Source organism: Streptomyces roseicoloratus (assembly GCF_004117935.1).
Taxonomy (GTDB): Bacteria; Actinomycetota; Actinomycetes; order Streptomycetales; family Streptomycetaceae; genus Streptomyces; species Streptomyces roseicoloratus.
Genome location: NZ_SDOY01000131.1, coordinates 79,219 through 97,063, shown reverse-complemented (window position 1 = coordinate 97,063; position 17,845 = coordinate 79,219). Strand labels below are relative to the sequence as shown.

The window sequence follows — 17,845 nt, the reverse complement described above, 5'->3', positions numbered from 1 at the left end:
CCTTGGATCGGAGGGTTCGGCCGGGTGCATTGTGGGGCGCTCGTGATCCACTTCGGCACCGCTTCGTGCATTTCCGGCCAACTCCGATGCCTCGGTCGGCACAGATCCGGCCGCGCGTTGCCGTGTGCGGCCGCCGACGTCCATGATCGGGAGCGGAGCACCGGCACGGCGAGGGGGGAACGGTGGGCACCGGAACGACGAGCGGGCCGGCCAGGCAGCGGCACACCGAAGACCTGCTGGCAGCGGTGTCCATGACGTCCTCGCAGCTCGCCCAGGCGGTCGGCCGGTTCGACGGCGACACCGCGGCCATGGTGACGGCCGCCATCCGCACGGCGGAACGCGCCTTCGAGGAACTCGACGCCTGCTACGACGTCATCGACGAGGCGTCCGCCACGGGCCAGGCGATCGCCGCCCGGCTGAGCGGCCTGCTCGCGGCGGAGGACGAGCAGGGCGTCGGCCCGGAGCTGGACGCCCTGGACGCGGTCTCCGCGCGCGTCCGCGGCACCGACCAGGCCCGAGAGCTGCTCCATCGTGTCCTCGGACGGGAGGAAGCGGCCGAGCGCACCCTGCCGGTGGTGCGCCGCCTCACCGGGGCGGATCTTCCCGGTCTCCCTTCCGCGTACGCGGACGACGCGGGGTTCGACGACCTGATGGCACTGGCCGCTCGCGAGGAGGAGCTGGCGCCACGGCTGCGCGCGGCGCACGCCGAGCGCCTGCGCGAGGTGGCCGCTCACCTCGTCCGCGTGGTGGAGCAGGTCGCGGCCGTGGGTTTCACCGACGAGGTCTTCGCCCGCGAGTCGGTGCACGAGGCACGGCGGGCCCATGAGCTGTGGGTCCGGAGTCTCGCGGAGCGCAGGCGGGACCTCGGATAGCCGACCGCCTCCGCGCCCGTACGGCACCGGTCTTCGGCCGGATACCGTGTGCGGTGCGACCGGACACGTCAGCTCCGTCCGCAGCTCCGTCCGCAGCTCCGTCCTCACGCTCACGAGCAGAAAGGCCCCTCGTGCACATCGCTCCCCTCAGCCCGCATGACCCCGTCGAGCTGGGCGGCTACGAGCTGCTCGGCCGTATCGGGCACGGTGGCATGGGGCAGGTGTACCTGGGCGAGTCACCCGGCGGGGAGCCCGCAGCCGTCAAGGTGATCAAGCCGTCCGTCGTGGACTCCGAGACCCGGCAGCGCTTCGCCCAGGAAGTGGAGATCCTCAAGACGATCTGGGGCGCGCGGATCGCGGCGCTCCTGGATGCCGACGCGGAGGCCGATCCTCCGTGGCTGGCCACCGAGTACATCGAGGGCCCCGACCTGAGCCGGCACGTGGCCCTGCACGGCCCGCTGCCCTCGCTGCTCGCCGCCTCCCTCGGGGCGACGCTCGCCGAGGCGCTCGCCACGGTGCACAAGCAGGGTCTGCTGCACCGTGACCTCAAGCCCGCGAACGTGCTGCTCGGCCCCAACGGGCCGAAGGTCATCGACTTCGGGCTCGCGGTGTTCGCCGAGTCGAGCGTGTCCCTGACCGCGCCCAACACGGTGGTCGGCACCCCGGCCTGCATGGCGCCCGAACAGGCGCGGGGCGACCGGCCGCTGACCTCCGCGGTCGACGTGCACGCGCTCGGCGCCGTGATGCTGTTCGCCGTCTCCGGGCACCTGCCGTACCAGGCCGCGAACATCCACGTCCTCTTCCATCAGGTCACCGACCCGGAGACGGCTCCCGACCTGTCGGGGGTCCCCGACGAGCTGGTGCCCCTGCTGACGGCGATGCTCGCGCACCGGGCCGAGGACCGGCCGGCGCTGAGCGACGTCGTCCAGCGGTGCCGGGCGGTCATCGAGGCGCAGGGCTTCAAGGTCGCCCAGGCACGGCGTCGGCTCACGACGCACACGGCGGCTCCCTCACATGCGCTGGACAGCCTGCCGCCGACGGTCGCCCTCCCGCTGCCGCCCACCGTCCCGGCGGCCCCGGCGCTTCCCGGGCCCCCCACCTCGCCGACGACAGCGCCGACCGTGGCGCTCTCCCCGGACGCGGTGGTGCTCTCCCCGGACGTGACCCCGCCGGCCGCCCCCGCGCCTGACGCCGACGAGCAGGCCGCCACCGAGCCGCCCCCGACGCTCGTCGACGGTCCCGCGCCGCCGTCCGGAGCCGGCGTGCCCTCGTCCGCACCCGCCGCCCCGGAACCCGCCCCGGACACGGACAGCCCGTCGTCCACCCCGCCGGCCCCTCCGCGCGCTCCCCGCGGCCGCTCCGGGCAGCGGCTGCATTCCGCCCAGGCCCGGATCACCGCACAGCGGCTCCGCGAGGTGTACGCGGCCCAGGCCGCGTTCTGACACCGGCGGGCTCCCGATGCCGATGGACCTGCGCTGCCGATGGCCCCGCGATACTGAGGGGCCTGCCACCACCGTCACGAATCACCACAGGAGGACACGGGTGACCGCCGTCCAGACCAGCCCCGAGCAGCACGGCGACGCGTCGGACGCGGCGGGGCGGGAGCAGTTCCCGGCAGGCGCGCAGGTGCTCGTACGCGACGAGGTGTGGCTGGTCAGGAACGCGGTGCCGACCGCCGACGACGGCACCCGGGTCGAGGTGGTCGGGGTGTCCGACTTCGTACGGGACCAGGAGGCCGTGTTCTTCACCGGCCTGGACACCGTCGAGCTCATCGACCCGCGTGACACCCGTCTGATCGCGGACGACTCCCCCACCTACCGGCGCTCCCGGCTCTTCCTGGAGGCCGTGCTGCGCCGCACGGCGCTGCCCCAGTCCGAGCGGCGGCTCGCGCTCGCGGAGTCCTTCCTCCTGGACCCGCTCCCCTACCAGCGCCGCCCCGCCGAACTCGCGCTCTCCGGCGCCAATCTGCGTCCCCGGCTGCTGATCGCGGACGTGGTGGGCCTGGGCAAGACGCTGGAGATCGGTCTGACGCTCGCGGAGCTCATCCGGCGCGGCCGGGGCGAGCGCATCCTCGTCGTCACGCCGCAGCACGTCCTGGAGCAGTTCCAGCACGAGCTGTGGACACGGTTCGCCATTCCGCTGGTCCGGCTCGACTCGGTGGGCATCGAGCGCATCCAGCGAGAGATCCCCGCCGGGCGGAATCCGTTCACGTTCTTCAAGCGCGTGATCGTCTCGATCGACACGTTGAAGAACACCGACCAGTACCGCCACCACTTGGAGCAGATCCGCTGGGACGCGGTCGTCATCGACGAGTCGCACAACCTGATCAACCGCGGCTCCCTGCGCAACCAGCTCGCCCAGACCCTGGCGCCGCGCACCGACGCCCTGATCCTCGCGTCCGCCACGCCGCACAACGGCGACGCGAGGTCGTTCGCCGAGCTGATCGCCCTGCTGGACCCGGCGGCGATCCGCGACCCGGAGAACTACCGGGCCGAGGACATCGAGCACCTCTTCATCCGCCGTACGAAGGTCAGCACCGAGGTCCGCGAGCAGATGAAGGGCCAGTGGGCGGACCGCGGACCGTCCCAGGCCGTACACTGCCCCGCCACTCCGGCCGAGGAGCGGATCTTCGAGGAGCTGGCGGCCGTCTGGCTGCCGCGCGACGGCAGCCCGTCCGTGAGCTCCGTCCCCCTCTTCCCGTACACGCTCCTCAAGTCCTTCCTCTCCTCGCACGCGGCGCTCAAGGCCACCGTGAACGCCCGCATCAAGACCCTGGAGAAGAAGGACGACCCCCGGGCCACGACGGCGGAGCTCGCCGCCCTGCGCCGGCTCGCGGAACTGACCGCGGACCTGACGGAGGCGGACTCGGCGAAGTTCGCCGCGCTGGTCGAGCAGCTGAAGGGCATCGGCGTCGGCCCGTCCTCCGACACCCGTGTCGTGGTCTTCTCTGAGCGCGTCCATACCCTGGAGTGGCTGGCGACCGTCCTGCCCGCCGCCCTCGGCTTCCGGGGCCGGACCGCGAAGGACTGCCTGCGCGTCATGCACGGCGGTCTGTCCGACGAGCAGCAGATGCGGGTCGTGGAGGAGTTCGGGCTGGCCGGCGCTCCGGTACGGATCCTGCTGACGGGCGACGTGGCCTCCGAGGGCGTCAACCTGCACCGCCAGTGCCACCAGCTGGTCCACTACGACGTGCCGTGGTCGCTGATCCGCATCGAGCAGCGCAACGGCCGCATCGACCGCTACGGGCAGGCCCAGCCGCCGCAGTTCCGCGCCCTGATCCTCACCAGCGGCACGGAGGGCGCGAAGGACGACACCCTGGTCTCCGAGCGGCTTCTGGAGCGCGAGGACCAGGCGCACCGCTCGCTCGGGACGGCGGAGGCCGTCACCGGCCTCTACCGCGCGGAGGCCGAGGAGAAGTCCCTCATCCAGGATCTGCTGCGCGGCAGGACCGTGGACGAGTCCCTCGACGGTCGCCGGTCCGGCGAGGACGCCGGCACGGATGCCATGGACGACTTCCTGGCGGACTTCTTCGGAGCGGTCGGTGACGAGCCGCAGGCGGAGGCCGCGGAGGCCGGCGGGGCGTCCGCCCCCGAGACGGCCGGCGGCGCTACCGGCGCGGGTACGGGTGAGGCCACGGGCTCCGTCCTCCCCCGTCTCTTCGACTCGACCGCCCACTTCCTGGACGAGGCGCTGCGCGAGGTGTACCCGGACGCCCGGGACCGTCTGGAGCTCGACCGCGACGAGCAGTCGGGCCTGCTGTCCTTCCGTCCCCCGGCCGACCTCCTCCACCGCCTCAAGGCGCTGCCCGTGGACTACCTGCGCGAACAGCGGCTGCGCGAACGCCTGTTGGTCACCTTCAACCGGCGTCTCGCCCAGCAGTCGCTCCAGCGGGCCCGCGAGGCGGGTTCCACCTCCAGCTGGCCGGAGATCTCGCTGCTGACCGACCTGCACCCGGTCGTCGAGTGGCTGACGGACAAGGTCCTCGTCCGGCTCGGACGCCAGGAGGCGCCGATGATCACGGCCGAGGTGGCGGAGCCCACCTATCTCGTCCAGGGCGTGTACTCGAACGCCCTGGGCCGGCCGACGGTCGTCAAGTGGATGGGCGTGACCGGCAGCGGGGCCGTGGACGACGACATGGTGTCGCTGCTGCGCCGCTCCGGGGTCGGCCCGACGATGGCGAACAAGCTCCGCCACCGGGACCCCGCCCCGCCGGCCGCCGCCATCCCCGCCGTACTGGAGGCCGCCGAGGCCTTCATGGAGCGGCACCGGGACGCCTGGGACCGGCCGCTGCGCGAGTCGATCGAGCGCCACAAGCTGCGGCTCGGCGACTGGGAGCAGCCCACGCTGGCGGGCGAGCACACCAAGCGGCGGCTCACCGACCTCGCCGACGACCTGCTGACCACCGGGCAGCGCCCGATGCTCCGCGTCCTCGCGGTGCTGCTGCCCGACCCCGACGCACCGCCGGCCGCGTCCTCCGCCCCGTCCGCCGCGCCCGCCGCCCTCTGAGAGAGCCACTGTCATGACGTACGACTCCCTGGTCAACCGCGGCGACTACTTCTCGGCCCACTACCTCGCCGAGGTGCTGCCCAAGGACCTCAAGACGGGCCTGCTCCAGACCTGGAAGGAGCGGGAGGAGGCCGCCAAGCCCCCGGCCGGGACGGGCGAGGCGGCGTCCGCCGAAAGCCTCGACCCTCTGCGCGAGGACACCAAGCAGGCCCTGCCGGTCACTCCGCGGGCCGGTCTCCGGGCACTGCGCCGCGACTACTTCCGGGCCCGCTCGTTCTTCGCCCTCCCCGAGGACGCCGAGGGCACCGCCTCCACGCCCGACACCGGCGACGACGCGCTGACGTACGACGCCCCCGCCTGGCGGGAGCGGGTACACGCGCTGAACGCCGAGGTCCTGCGCGCACTGGGCTACGACGCGAAGCCCGGCAACCTCACCGTCTGGCGGGCGGGCCAGAGCCATGAGATCACGGTCGCGCACGCCGAGAAGGGCCTCGTCGCCCTCGACTGCGGCTGGGCCGCCGAGGCGGACGCCGCCCTGGACCCCGACGGCCCGGGCCGCCTTCTCGACCCCGTCGTCCTCGACGGCTCGAACAGCCTCGTCACCGGCTCCAAGCTGGCCTCGTTCCTGTTCGCCTGCGACGAGGCCCCGCGCTATGTCCTGCTGCTCGTCGGCGGCGTCGTCGTCCTCGCCGACCGGATGGCGTGGGGCGAGGGCCGCTACCTCGCCGTCTCCCTCGACATCGCGCTCCAGCGCAACGACACCCGACCGGGCGGCGAACTCGACACCGTCGCCGCGCTGTTCGGCGCCGACTCGCTCCGCACCCCCGAGGAAGGCGGCGAGAACCCGCTCGCCGAACTCGTCGGCAAGTCCACCAAACACGCGGTGGGCGTCTCCAGCGAGCTGCGCGACGGCCTGCGGCTGAGCGTCGAACTGATCGCCAACGAGGTCCTGGAACGCCTCCGCGAGCAGGGCGTACGCCCCCAGGACATCGGCGAACTCCCCGAACTCGGCCGCCAGCTGACCCGCGAGTCGCTGCGCTACCTCTACCGCATCCTGTTCCTGCTGTACGCCGAGGCCCGCCCCGAGCTGGGCATCCTGCCGTCCGACTATCCCGAGTACCAGCTCGGCTACGGCCTCGGCCGGCTCGGCGAACTCGTCGCGGAGCGCGACCTCGTCGACGAGAAGTCCCGCCGGGGCTTCTACCTGTACGAGTCCCTCGACCTGCTGTTCCGCAAGGTCCAGGACGGCTACCGGCCGCGCCGCACCCACGGCGAGGCGGCCAAGACGGCGGAGACCGCCGGCACTGTCGGTGGCGTCGGCGCCGTCGGCGCGAAGACCAGCGAGGACCTGGGCCTGCGCTTCGAGCCCCTGCACTCCACGCTCTTCGAGCGGGACTCGATCAAGCTGATCGGCGCGGACGCCGTCGTCGACCCCCGTCACGACGCCGACGAGGCCCTCGCGCGCGGCGAGCGCGTCCGCTACCTCGACACCCGGCTCCGCAACGCCACCCTGTACGAGGTCCTGCACAAGCTCATGCTCACCAAGGGCAAGAAGGGCGAGCGCGGCGGCTTCATCTCGTACGCCCAGCTGGGCATCAACCAGCTCGGCGCCGTGTACGAGGGCCTGATGTCGTACTCCGGCTTCATCGCGGGCGAGGAGCTGTACGAGGTCGCCAAGGGCGGCGACCCGAAGGACGGCTCCTGGCTGGTGCCCAAGTCCAAGGCCGACGAGTACCCGGACACGGTCTTCGTCCGGCGCCCGGACCGGGACACGGGCGAGGAGCTGCGCGTCCGGTACTCCCCCGGCTCGTTCGTCTACCGGCTCTCCGGCCGCGACCGCCAGACCTCGGCCTCCTACTACACCCCGGAGTCCCTCACCAAGGTCACCGTGCAGCTGGCCCTCCAGCACCGCCTGGACCAGGACGGCACGGTCACCGAGGCGCGCGAGCTGCTCGACTGGAAGATCTGCGAACCGGCCCTCGGCTCGGGCGCGTTCCTCAACGAGGCCATCAATCAGGTCGCCGCAGAGTACCTGCGGCGCCGGCAGAAGGAGCTCGGCCGCTCCATCGACACCGAGCAGTACGCCGTCGAACTCCAGAGGGTCAAGGCCTACATCGCCCTGCACAACTCGTACGGCGTCGACCTCAACGAGACGGCCGTCGAGCTGGCCGAGGTGTCGTTGTGGCTCAACACCATGCACCCCGGCATGGAGGCCCCCTGGTTCGGCCTCCACCTGCGGCGCGGCAACTCCCTGATCGGCGGCCGGCGCGAGGTGTACGGCCCCGAACGCCTGAAGAAGGGCGGCTGGCTCGGCACGCCCCCGGAGCGCTACCCGCTCGCCGACGCGCAGGCGGGCGTCCCGCTGCCGGAGGGCGCGGTGCACCACTTCCTCCTCCCGGCGAAGGAGTGGGGCGCGGTCGCCGCCGAGAAGGAGGCGAAGGCGCTGGCGCCGGAGGCGGCGAAGGCGCTCGGTGCGTGGCGCAAGGCGGTCACGAAGTCCCCGACGGCCAAGCAGACAGCCCGGTTGCAGGGCCTGGCGCGGCGGGCCGAGTACCTGTGGGACCTGGTCGTGCAGCGGCTGACGATCTCCGAGCGTGAGATCTCGCGGCGCGTGGACGTGTGGGAGGCGGAGCCGGAGTGGCTGCGCCGGCCGAAGGAGGCCGTGCCCCGGGAGAAGGTGCTGGCCGATCTCACGGCGGTGGACACCCCGTACTGGCGGCTGAAGAAGCTCATGGACACGTGGTGCGCGCTCTGGTTCTGGCCGGTGCAGGAGGCTGCGCTGCTGGACGGGACGGACGCGCGGTACCAGCGGGCGGAGGTCGTGCCAGCGTCGCAGGGCGGGGCTGCTGCGGAATCCGGGGCGTCGGACGTGATCCGTACGTACGAGGAGGTCGACCTCCTCGGGAACGTCACCGTGAAGGAGGTAAGGCGCGGCGACATCGACAAGCGGCGCAAGGGCACGCGCAAGGGCGAGCAGTCCTTCGCGGGCCAGCGCCGCGAGGTCATCCCGCTGGCGAACCTGGACGACTGGCTGGACTTCGCGGAGGCGCTGCTTGGCACGCACGACGTGCCGGCGGAGTCGCTGGTGGCGTCGTTCGACTCGCTCGGTGACCTGGAGCGGTACGAGGACGAGCTGCCGGACTGGATGGGCATGGACCGGTCGTACTGGCTGGAGGGGCGGTTCCCGTGGGTGGGGGTCGCGGGGGATGTGGCCAAGCGGCAGGGGTTCTTCCACTGGGAGTTGGAGTACGCCCAGGTGTTCGGGGGGCGGGGTGGGTTTGATCTGCAGGTGGGGAATCCGCCGTGGGTGAGGCCGGATTGGAAGGAGGATGCGGCTCTGGCCGAGTTGGAGGCATGGTTCAAACTGTCCGAGAAGCCCGGAGCGGAGGAGTGGCGCCTACGCAAGGCCGAAACGCTCAAGGACGGGAAGAACACTGCTTTCATCCTTGATGATCTAGTAGGCACCTCCGCTACAGCCGCGCTCCTCACCTCCCAGCCGATGTACCCCCTGCTCACCAAGACCCGCCCAGACCTCTACCGCGCGTTCATGACGCAGGTGTGGCGTCATGCAAGTCATGCGGGCACCACGGGGCTAATCCATCCCGATAGCCACTTCAGCGGCGTAAAGGAAGGACCCCTACGAAAGGCGGCCTATAAGCATTTGCGAATGCACGCACACTTCTCTAACCGCCTCCAGCTGTTCGAAGATGTCGGGCCGACACGCAAATTCAGCGTCAACGTCTACGGTTCCTCCAATTCTGTCGGATTCACTCACGTCAGTTGGCTCTACTCGCCCGAGACGCTTACGTCATCAATCACCCACGATGGCCGCGGTCCACTGCCCGGGATTAAGCATGACGGCAAATGGGACTGCCGCCCCCACCGCGACCGCCTCATCCACGTAGATGCAATCCGCCTAGCCGAATGGAATCGCCTTTCCGGCGAGAATATGATCCCCGACAGCGAAGCTCCGCTGCTTTACCCCGTCACCATCAGGGAACAAGGGGCCGTCTCCACGCTTTCGCTCGTCACCAATCGCCTTGCAGCACATGCAACTTCCATCACTCAAGGGTACAACGAGACAAACGCCAAGAAGGACGGCCTAATTCGCTGGTCCACAACGGACATTGACAGCATCGACGAAGTCGTACTCCAAGGGCCCCACTTCCTGGTCGGAACTCCATTCGCCCAGAATCCAAAGATCCCATGCAAGTCACCTCGCGACTGGTTCGAGACTCCTGCTCACACGTTGGGCGCCGATCATGTCCCACGGACGAACTACGTGCGTTCATGCACCCTCGATCGATACCAGGCATCGCAAGAGGTTTGGGGCGGCAAGCGCTACACCCAGCATTTTCGCCTCGCCTGGCGCCGCATGATCGACTTTGACGGCAACCGCAGCTTGTTCGCCGCCATAATCCCACCAGGCACTGCCCACATTGACGCCGTCAACTCAATGGCATTGGCGGACAATCGCCGTACCGCCCTTACTGCCGGGTTCTGGGCCGCCCTACCACTGGACTATCTCCTGCGGATCACAGACCGTTCAGACCTTCGAGTCGCAGAAGCGCACAAAATGCCCGCCGTAGACCCTGCCCACCCTCTTGCGCCAGCGCTCCTCCTCCGCACCCTCCGCCTAAACACCCTCACAAGCCACTACTCCCCCCTCTGGAAGGAGCTCTTCGACCCGCGCTGGGCTGGTTACGAGGAGTGGGCAAACCACCACTGGCCGAATCTCAAGCCGCTCGGCGCCGACCTCGATTCCACTTGGGAATACCGCACTCCCCTGCGTAGCGAGTACGAACGCCGCGCGGCCCTAGTCGAACTCGACTCCCTCGTTTCTGTCTGGCTCGGTATTACTGCTGACCAGCTCGTCGCAATCTACAAATCCCGCTATCCGGTCCTAGCCGACTACGAATCAGCGATGTACTTTGACGCCGACGGCAGAAAGATTGCCGCGAACCACAACACCTACGGTCACGGCCAGACCAAGCAAGACTGGCTCGATCTCCAAGCCCACCTCGCCGACCCCGCCAACACCCCGCCCCCCGCCGGCTACGTCGGGCCCTTCTACAAGGCCGACCGTGAAGCCGAGATGCGGGCGGCGCACGCGCACTTCCAGGCGCGGCTGGACAAGGAGATCGAGCTCGGGCGTTGGACGCCTCCGGCGCGGAAGGCGGCCGGGACGAGCGCGGCGTGACATGCGGCTGCCCCGGACCCTTCGAGGTCCGGGGCAGCCACGTTGTCGTTCTACCGCCGTGCGAAGCCGACGAACGCCGTCCAGGCGGACGTGCCGACCACGAGCCCAGGGCGGCCCGCGTCCTTGGAGTCGCGGACGTGGACACAGCTCCGGCACCCGGCCACCTCGACGCATTGGCCACCGTCACCGGCGCTGTAGCTGCTCTTGAACCAGGCAAGCGTGTTGTTCTCGCGCCTGGGCTTCTTCGCGTTCATTGGTCTCCCAGCAACTTCTCGATCAGGGCCTGCGAATCCCACGGTGTAAGGGCCTGAGCACGCAGGCTGCCATACGTAGCCTCCAGCTCACGGACCTTGCCCCGCTCGGTGTGCAGACGACTGTCGCTCTGCACCTCTGCGTAGGCAATCCTGCGTCCGTCTTTCATCTCCATCAAGGTGAAAGGCCCTGCGAGGCCCGCATGTTCCTCGCGATCGAGCGGCATCACTTGGACCTCGACGTTGCGCGACTGGCTGACCAGCAGGATGTGCTCCAGCTGGCCTCGCCAGACGTCCCGTCCGCCGAGCCGCTTGTGAAGTACAGCCTCCTCGATCACGAAGCTCACGTGCGGGTGTGGGCGCCTGGAGAAGATCTGCTGCCTGGCCAATCGGGCTGCGATCCGCTCCGTGATGACCGACTCATCGAGGAGCGGCCGCCACATGCCGAACACCGCCCTGGCGCACTCCTCGGTCTGCAAGAGGCCGTTGACGACATGCGTGTCGTACACGTGCAGCTCAACCGCCTCCGCCTCCAGCTTCGCCGCGTCCCGGAAGAATGCCGGGTACTGCGCCCGCGCAACCTCCTCCTTCATCTCCTTCAGGACCTCGCCCGCGTCGAGCAACTCGTCCGCCTGGTCGATGAAGCGCGGCGGCGGGACCCTCCGCCCCTGTTCGTACGCCGCGATCGTCGACGCCGAGTACCCCAGCCGCGCCCCGAACTCCGCCCGCTCCACCCCGGCCCGTACCCGGAACCGTTTCAGCTGGCGGCCGAAGACGCGCAGGATGCCCGAGCCTGGATCCGGTGCGGCGGCGTCGCCGGCCGGGTCGTCGTCCTCTGCCCGCTGGGTGGATTCGTTCATGCCCACCATCACCTCCACCGGCCAACGCCGCTCCGCGTCGGCCGTCACGCTCCGCGCCGCCTACAGGCACCGACACCGCGCCTACCGCTACCCCCTGTACGCACGTCGGGCCTTACTCAGCGTAAGCGGCACGCGCCAGCCTGTGTCTCATGAACAGCGAAACTTCCCCCGTATCCACCGCCCTTGAGTTCGCGATGCGCTTCACGTCCTCCCCGCGCGGCGCCCGTCTCGCCCGGCGGCTCGTCTCCCACCGTCTGGACAGCTGGGGGCACCCGTACACCTCGACCGCCAACGAGACGATGACGCTGATCGCCGCCGAGCTGACCGGCAACGCCGTGCGTCACGGGCATGTGTCCGGGCGGGACTTCCAGCTCCGGCTCACCGACTCGGCGGACACCCTGCGTGTCGAGGTCACCGACACCCGTACCGAGCGCGTACCGCTGCTCTCCTCCCACGAGCCGCCTGCGGACGCCGAGTCGGGGCGCGGGCTGCTGGTCGTGGCGCGGCTGGCGAGTCGGTGGGCGGTGGCGCCGCGCGTGGGCGCTCCGGGAAAGACCGTGTGGGCCGAGGTGTGCCTTTCGCGCCAATGACCAGCGGGTTTTCGGAAATTGGCCGACGGTCTGTCCGCGCATGTCGCTAGGGTCGTGCGTCCGTGTGTGCACTGCACGGGGGAGCCCAAGGGGGAACAGCGCACGTGAGCAGCACCCATCACACCGACCCGGCCGCCGGTTACCGCATCTCCATCGTCGACGAAGATCCGCTGCGCGCGCGGCGCGAAGCCCGCGAGTTGCTCGCCGCCCTCGCCGAGACCGACCCGCAGGCCGCGCTCGACGTTCCGGCCGGGCCCGCGACCACCGGCGCCACCACCGACAAGGGCGGGCCGGTCGCCGATCTCCTCGGTCTGGTGTTCGGCGGCGGCTCCCTGGTCGCCGCCGCGCTTCAGCTGTGGCTGGCGCGCGTGCCGCAGCGGACGATCGTCGTCACGCGGCCCGACGGGGCGACGCTGACCATCTCCGGGAAGCAGGCCCGTGCGGACGACGCGCAGATCGAGCGGTTCCTCAACGGAGACTCCGGCCCCACGGAGGGGGACGGCGCGCAGGGCGGGCCCGGCACGACGTGAGTGACAACGACCGGTACGCCATGCTGATCGGCGTATCCACGTACGACGACGGGCGATACCACGAGCTGCCGGCGGTGCGGGCGGACCTGCACTACATGCAGGCGGTGCTGGAGAGCACCGAGATCGGCATGTACAACGACTGCGCGATGGTCGCGGAGCCGACGCGGGCCGAGATGCTGCACGCCGTGGAGACGTTCCTTGAGGAGCGGCAGGCCAGCGAGACGGCGCTGCTCTACTTCAGCGGGCACGGGGAGTTCTGCGAGGCGGACGGGCAGCTGTACTTCCTGACCCGGGACGCCGATCCGGACGACCTGCCGGGTACGGCCGTGCCGGCCGAGTTCCTGGAGCGGATGCTCACGTCGTGCCGGGCCTCGTCGAAGGTCGTGCTGCTCGACTGCTGCTCCAGTGGCTCCGTCGTCCAGGGCTGGACGGCCAAGGGAGCGGCCGACGGGGGCGTACGTCCCGCACCCAGCACGCTGCTGCGGCCGACCGGCGTGTACTTCATCACCGCCTCGGACGCCCTCCAGGCGGCCTCGGCGCTGGCTCCGGCCGGTTCCTCGCTCGGCACGTCGCGGTTCACCGGGGAGATCGTCGAGGGGCTGCGCAGCGGGCGGATCAAGGACAGCGGCTGGATCACGCCGGACGACCTGTTCGAGTACCTGACCGCGCAGATGGTGCGCATCGGCGTGCCCGAGGAGCAGCGGCCCACCAAGTCCACCATCCGCGCCACGCATTCCCTGCCGTTGGCCCGCTCGGTGGCGCGGACCGTCCAGCTCCCCGAGCCGCCGCCGGAGGCCGGTGGCGCTCCCCCGGTCTCCCCGGCGTTGTCGAAGGCCCGCGGCCTCGTCGCGCAGGACGCGCACGACGGCGTGGACCGGGAGCGTCTGCTGCGCTACTACGCACACTGCCTGCGGGCGCAGGCCGAGTCGAAGATGCTGCCGGACCGGGACAGTGGCCGGAACTCCGACTACTTCCTGCTGGGGCAGGGGCCGGAGACGATCCAGTCGGGACTGGGGTCCGGTCTTCCCGCGCCCGGTGGACTGCCCAAGGCGAAGAGCACCGGCGCGAAGGTCGACGAGGCCGGGCTACAGGAGTACTGGTACGGGTATCCGGCCGTCACGCTGCCCGAGCGCGGCGGGAACGGCGGTCGGCGGGCCGCCGTGCGCATCGCGCCGCTGCTGGTCCAGCCGATGGAGCTGGCGCCCGACGAGGACGGGCGGGACCGGCTGCGGCCGAGCGGGGTGCCGTCGCTGCACAGCGGTGTGCTCACGGAGCTGCTGGAGGACGAGGAGGCGGCCGAGTTGCTCGGCCGCTGGCAGCCGACCTGGCAGGAGGGCAACGCCGCCCAGATGGTGAAGGCGGTGCGGGAACTCCTGACGCGGCTCGAACTCCCGGAGCTGGAGCCGCTCGACCTGTCCGCGCTCAGCGAGCGTTCCGTCATGGACTCGCTGCGTCCGGGGGCCCACAACGCCGCCGTCCTCCTCGCGCCCTCGGGTGTGGAACGGACCGCGTCGGAAGGGCTCGTGGAGAACCTGCTCCAGATGTCCACGCGCGCCGGCCAAATCCCCGGCACCGCCCTGGACGCGCTGCTCACCGGTGGGAGCGACGGCGAACCGGCCGGGCTCGACGCGCCGCCGGTCCTGGTCTCCCCCGGGCCGTGCAACGAGAGCCAGGCGCGGGTGATCACGTCGGCGATGACCCGGCCGCTCACGGTGTCCACCGGGCCGCCCGGGACCGGGAAGAGCGAGGTGGTGGCGGCGGTGGTCGCCACCGCGGTGGCCGCCGGGCAGTCCGTCCTTGTCGCGTCCACGAACAACGAGGCCGTGAACGTGGTGGCCGAGCGTTGCGACGCCATCTCGCCTGGGCTGCTCATGCGGACGGGGAACTCCGAGGCCCTGGAGGCCGAGGCCGCGAAGCTGGAGCGGCTGCTCGCCGAGCCCGTCGAGGCCCCGGCACGGGGTGCGGCGACCGTGGCGGGCGACCTCAGGAACCGGCACGTCCGGGCCGCTGTGCACGAGGCCGAGGCGGCGCGGCTGGTCGGCGAGGAGGCGCGGCTGCTGGAGCTGCTGCGGGAGCGGGCGCGCCGCTCGGACGAGCTCGGGCTGCCGGTGGCGCTGTTGGAGCGGGTGTGGTCCGAAGGCGGGGGCGCTGCGCTCGCCGGCTGGGAGGAGCGGGCGCGCAGGGCCGCCGTCGCGCGCTGGTACTCCTTCGGGCGGTGGCGCAGGGGGCGGGCGCTGTCCGCGTTCGTCGCCTCCGCCGGGGAGGGCGGTACGGGCGCGTGGCCGGACTGGGCCGCGGAACGGCCCGTACCGCCCGAGCTGCTGCTCGCCCTGGCCGAGGCCGCCGGGGTGGAGGGCGCGCTGAGGAGCCTCGTACCGGGGCATCTCGCCCTGGACGAGGAGGCGTTGAAGCAGGCGCGGCTGGAGAGCCGGGCGGGTCTGTCGGAGGTGTCGGGCGAGCTGGCCCGGGCCGTGTCCGCCGAGGCGATGACGCGGGGGCGGTCGCTGATGGCCCAGCGGCTTCAGGCCCTGCGCCGGCGCTCCGGCTTCTGGAAGAGCCAGCGCAGTCTGATGGCGCACCTGAAGGGCTGGGCCATCAGCACGCACTCGGTGCGTCAGCTCGAACTGGTCCCGGAGCTGTTCGACCTCGTCGTGATCGACGAGGCCAGCCAGTGCTCGATCCCGGCGGTGCTGCCGCTGCTGTTCCGGGCCAAGCGGGCGCTGATCATCGGGGACCCGATGCAGCTCGGACACATTCCCGGGATCACGGCGCAGCAGGAGCGGCAGGCCCGCGTGCGGGCGGGGCTGAGCGCGGCGCAGCTGGAGGATCACCGGCTCGCCTACCACGTGTACTCCGCGTACCACGCCGCGGCACAGCACGGCGAGGAGACGCTGCTGCTCGACGAGCACTACCGGTGCCATCCGGCGATCGCCGATGTCGTCAACGGTCACTGCTACGCCGGGCAGTTGCAGGTCCTCACCGACGTCAGGAAGCAGGTTCCGGCGCTCGATCCGGTCGGGTCGGGCGGTCCGGCCCCCGCCCTCGGCTGGGTGGACGTGCCGGACGGCGCGTCCGCGCTGGGCGCGGGCGGCCGGTCCTCGCGGAACGCGGCGGAGGCCGCCCGGGTGCGGGAGACGGTGGACGAGCTGCTCGCGCGGCTTCCCGAGGACGCGACGGTGGGCGTCGTGACGCCGTTCCGTGCCCAGAAGGACGCCCTGGCGCGGGTGTGGGCGGACGACGACCGCGTGCGGGTCGGCACGGTGCACGCCTTCCAGGGCGGGCAGCGGGACGTCATGGTCCTCAGCCCGGTGGCCACCGACAACACCCCGCCCCGTACGACACACTGGGTGTCGAGCCAGGTCAACCTGTGGAACGTGGCCGTCACTCGGGCGAAGTCGCAGCTGATCACGGTGGGCAGCCATGCCTTCTGGCAGGGGCAGTCGGGGCTTCCGGCGCTCCTCGCGGAGCGGTCGCAGGTACTGGGGCCGGGGGCTTCGGCGGACCGGCCCGGTGCGGGCTTCGGTGCGAGGCCCCGGAGCGCCTTCCGTGAGGAGCTCACGGACCGGCTCCAGGACTTCCTCGGGCGCCGTGGTGTGACCGATCTGGAGCGCGAGGCGGTGGTCGGCGGGCACGTCGTCGACCTGCTGTTCACGGTGGACGGCGCCAACACCGCCGTCCTCGTCGACACCGGGCCCGAGCACGGGCAGGACCCGGCCCGCCATCTGCGTCTGACGCACGCACGCGGCGACCTGCTGCCCGGGCTGTCGTCCGGCGGCTCCGGCGCGAAGCCCGGACCCGTGGCGCGGACGGTCCGGGTGCCGGCGTGGCGGATCCTGGCGGGTGACGTGACGCTGGAGCCGCTCTTCGCCTGAGCCCGCTCCCCGGCGGGGTCAGGTCCGCAGGCTCCGGACGACGTGCGTGATGTGCTGGATGTTGCCGACGCGCAGCCAGACTCCGGCGTTTCCGGTGCCTTTGGGGCCGTGCCCGCGTGCGCAGTCGCGCAGCCAGGTCTCGCCCGCGCTCGCCGCCGGACCCCGGAAGTCCGGCAGGGCGAGGATGTCCCGCGCGGCGGCCCGGACGGAGGCGGACCGGTCGGGGCCTCGCGTCGGCACCTTCACAAGAACGTACGACTCGTCGGTGGTGTACCGCAGCACGCCCCAGGGCGGGCCGCCGCCGTTGTCGGTGGAGGGGCCGCGGGCGATCGCCGTGGTGGAGTCGATGCCGTAGTCGCCGTACGCGAGGGCGCGGACGAACTCCCGTCCGGCGCGGTGCAGATCGCGCCGCACCAGCCAGTCCCATCGGGGCTCCACGGCCATGCCGTGTTCCGGAAGCCCGGCGGGGAAGGCACCGCCCAGGACTGCGGCCGTTCGCCAGGGAGTCAGTGGCATCAGGGCTTCGAGCGCGCGCAGCGACTCCTTCGCCGTGTCGGTCCGGTCGGCCCGGACGGCGTCCAGGTCCAGCAGGAGGTCCGTCTCCACGGCGGGACCGGCGCGGGCGACCAGTTCGCGGACGCCCTGGCCGACGGCGTCGTCCCACTCGCCGGGCAGCATGACGCGTATGCCGAGTCCGCTCCCCGTGGACCGGGCGTGCTCCAGCATCGCGGCCTGGTGGGCCTCCGAGCGGTCGGGACCCGTCACCGGGCGCAACGGACTCACGTCGGCGTCCGCGGACAGCGCCTCGGCCAGCGCCGACTGCTGCGTCTCGTCGGCAAACGGGCAGTCGACCCAGGCCGGATGATGGCGATGGGCCTTCCGCACGCGCCACAGATCGTCCCGTACGCCTACGGCGAGTGCGTCGGGATGGGCGCCCGCGCGGGGCGGAAGGTTCCACAGCGGCACGACGGCCGCCTGCACGGACGGGATCAGCTGCCGGTACGCCTGGCAGGCGTGCTGCTTGGCCGGCAGGACGGGAACGTACAGCGGTCCGGACATGGCGGCTCCCCCTCGGCTCTGCCCGCGTCCTCTTCGCCGCGCCTGTCCTCGCCCGTCCCGTTGTCCGTTCCGGGATCCACCGTGTCACCGCCGCACGAAATGGCG

Annotated in this window: 10 protein-coding genes; 7 read left to right on the top strand and 3 right to left on the bottom strand. The window is 71.3% G+C overall.

Going from position 1 to position 17,845, the window contains the following annotated elements; translation table 11 throughout:
- The first annotated feature begins 182 nt into the window (after positions 1-182).
- The 4 genes from ESG85_RS19595 to ESG85_RS19580 all read left to right on the top strand — a co-directional run bounded on the left by ESG85_RS19595 (position 183) and on the right by ESG85_RS19580 (position 10,578).
- On the top strand, positions 183-872 hold the full coding sequence (locus tag ESG85_RS19595) for a hypothetical protein (RefSeq protein ID WP_128980993.1): 690 nt from the start codon (positions 183-185) through the stop codon (positions 870-872).
- Between the two features lie 131 nt (positions 873-1,003).
- Positions 1,004-2,314, top strand: coding sequence for a serine/threonine-protein kinase (locus ESG85_RS19590; protein ID WP_128980991.1), 1,311 nt, complete (start codon positions 1,004-1,006; stop codon positions 2,312-2,314).
- Positions 2,315-2,414: 100 nt separating this feature from the next.
- On the top strand, positions 2,415-5,378 hold the full coding sequence (locus ESG85_RS19585) for a DEAD/DEAH box helicase (RefSeq protein ID WP_246095164.1): 2,964 nt from the start codon (positions 2,415-2,417) through the stop codon (positions 5,376-5,378).
- Between the two features lie 13 nt (positions 5,379-5,391).
- Entirely contained in the window at positions 5,392-10,578 is a 5,187-nt protein-coding gene (locus ESG85_RS19580) for a class I SAM-dependent DNA methyltransferase (RefSeq protein ID WP_128980989.1), read from the top strand.
- 50 nt (positions 10,579-10,628) lie between these two features.
- Here the strand turns inward: ESG85_RS19580 and ESG85_RS19575 are convergent, their stop codons facing one another.
- Together ESG85_RS19575 and ESG85_RS19570 are read right to left on the bottom strand one after the other, a co-directional pair.
- A complete protein-coding gene (locus ESG85_RS19575; RefSeq protein WP_128980987.1) occupies positions 10,629-10,832 on the bottom strand; it encodes a DUF397 domain-containing protein in 204 nt (67 codons plus the stop codon).
- Positions 10,829-11,689 (bottom strand): helix-turn-helix domain-containing protein, encoded by an 861-nt coding sequence (locus ESG85_RS19570; protein WP_128981188.1) that lies wholly within the window; start codon positions 11,687-11,689, stop codon positions 10,829-10,831. The genes ESG85_RS19575 and ESG85_RS19570 overlap by 4 nt, the downstream gene beginning before the upstream one ends.
- A gap of 149 nt (positions 11,690-11,838) precedes the next feature.
- Here ESG85_RS19570 and ESG85_RS19565 point away from each other — a divergent pair, with 149 nt between their 5' ends.
- From ESG85_RS19565 to ESG85_RS19555, 3 genes are all read left to right on the top strand, one after another.
- Entirely contained in the window at positions 11,839-12,279 is a 441-nt protein-coding gene (locus ESG85_RS19565; protein ID WP_128980984.1) for an ATP-binding protein, read from the top strand.
- A 104-nt stretch (positions 12,280-12,383) separates the two neighbouring features.
- Positions 12,384-12,809: an effector-associated constant component EACC1 gene (locus ESG85_RS19560; RefSeq protein WP_128980983.1), complete on the top strand. Its 426-nt coding sequence runs from the start codon at positions 12,384-12,386 to the stop codon at positions 12,807-12,809.
- Positions 12,806-16,681: a caspase, EACC1-associated type gene (locus tag ESG85_RS19555; protein WP_128980981.1), complete on the top strand. Its 3,876-nt coding sequence runs from the start codon at positions 12,806-12,808 to the stop codon at positions 16,679-16,681. Before ESG85_RS19560 ends, ESG85_RS19555 begins: the two co-directional genes overlap by 4 nt.
- 18 nt (positions 16,682-16,699) lie before the next feature.
- On the opposite strand, the gene ESG85_RS19550 is transcribed toward ESG85_RS19555, so the two are convergent.
- A complete protein-coding gene (locus ESG85_RS19550; RefSeq protein WP_128980979.1) occupies positions 16,700-17,740 on the bottom strand; it encodes a beta family protein in 1,041 nt (346 codons plus the stop codon).
- Between the last annotated feature and the right edge of the window lie 105 nt (positions 17,741-17,845).